This window comes from Clostridium sp. TJA038 (genome assembly GCF_058310255.1).
The window spans coordinates 1-1,847 of record NZ_JBZEFA010000025.1 but is presented as its reverse complement, the minus strand read 5'-3'; the positions used below and the strand labels follow the sequence as shown (position 1 = coordinate 1,847).

1 protein-coding gene is annotated in these 1,847 nt (G+C 33.1%); it reads left to right on the top strand.

The features are described 5' to 3' along the window. A partial coding sequence (locus AC4FQV_RS11840) for an immunoglobulin-like domain-containing protein (RefSeq protein WP_491165600.1) occupies positions 1 to 1,847 on the top strand: 1,847 nt, incomplete at both ends.

The window sequence follows — 1,847 nt, the reverse complement described above, 5'->3', positions numbered from 1 at the left end:
TAATCTTTAATGATGTTAACATGGAGAAAGCTGGAACTTACAAGGTAACTTATAAAGTAACAGATAGCAATGGAGCATCAGTAACTAAGACAATAACTGTTAAGGTAAATCCAAAGCAAGAAGTAATAAATCATGTACCAGTTATAAAGGCGGAAGACAAGGTCTTAACCGTAGGAGAATCTTTCAATCCATTAGAAGGAGTAACTGCTTATGACGAAGAGGATAAGGATATTAAGTTAACAGAAGCAAACATCATATACAATAATGTAGATATGAATAAGGCTGGAACTTATAAGGTAACTTACAAAGTAACAGATAGTAATGGAGCATCAGTAACTAAGACAATAACTGTTAAAGTAAATCCAAAACAAGAAGTAATAAATCATGTACCAGTTATAAAGGCGGAAGACAAAGTCTTAACCGTAGGACAATCTTTCAATCCATTAGAAGGAGTAACTGCCTATGATGAAGAGGATAAGGATATTAAGTTAACAGAGGCAAATATAATCTTTAATGATGTTAACATGAAGAAAGCTGGAACTTATAAGGTAACTTACAAAGTAACAGATAGTAATGGAGCTTCAGTAACTAAGACAATAACTGTTAAGGTAAATCCAAAGCAAGAAGTAATAAATCATGTACCAGTTATAAAGGCGGAAGACAAGGTCTTAACCGTAGGACAATCTTTCAATCCATTAGAGGGAGTAACTGCTTATGACGAAGAGGATAAGGATATTAAGTTAACAGAAGCAAATATCATATACAATAATGTAGATATGAATAAGGCTGGAACTTATAAGGTAACTTACAAAGTAACAGATAGTAATGGAGCATCAGTAACTAAAACAATAACTGTTAAGGTAAATCCAAAACAAGAAGTGATAAATCATGTACCAGTTATAAAGGCGGAAGACAAGGTCTTAACCGTAGGAGAATCTTTCAATCCATTAGAGGGAGTAACTGCTTATGATGAGGAAGATAAGGATATTAAGTTAACAGAGGCAAATATAATCTTTAATGATGTTAACATGGAGAAAGCTGGAACTTATAAGGTAACTTACAAAGTAACAGATAGTAATGGAGCATCAGCAACTAAGACAATAACTGTTAAGGTAAATCCAAAGCAAGAAGTAATAAATCATGTACCAGTTATAAAGGCGGAAGACAAGGTCTTAACCGTAGGAGAATCTTTCAATCCTTTAGAAGGAGTAACTGCTTATGACGAAGAAGATAAGGATATTAAGTTAACAGAAGCAAACATTATATACAATAATGTAGATATGAATAAGGCTGGAACTTACAAGGTAACTTATAAAGTAACAGATAGTAATGGAGCATCAGTAACTAAGACAATAACTGTTAAGGTAAATCCAAAGCAAGAAGTGATAAATCATGTACCAGTTATAAAGGCGGAAGACAAGGTCTTAACCGTAGGAGAATCTTTCAATCCTTTAGAGGGAGTAACTGCCTATGACGAAGAGGATAAGGATATTAAATTAACAGAGTCAAATATAATCTTTAATGATGTTAACATGGAGAAAGCTGGAACTTACAAGGTAACTTATAAAGTAACAGATAGCAATGGAGCATCAGTAACTAAGACAATAACTGTTAAGGTAAATCCAAAGCAAGAAGTAATAAATCATGTACCAGTTATAAAGGCGGAAGACAAGGTCTTAACTGTAGGAGAATCTTTCAATCCATTAGAAGGAGTAACTGCTTATGACGAAGAAGATAAGGATATTAAGTTAACAGAAGCAAATATCATATACAATAATGTAGATATGAATAAGGCTGGAACTTACAAGGTAACTTATAAAGTAACAGATAGCAATGGAGCATCAGTA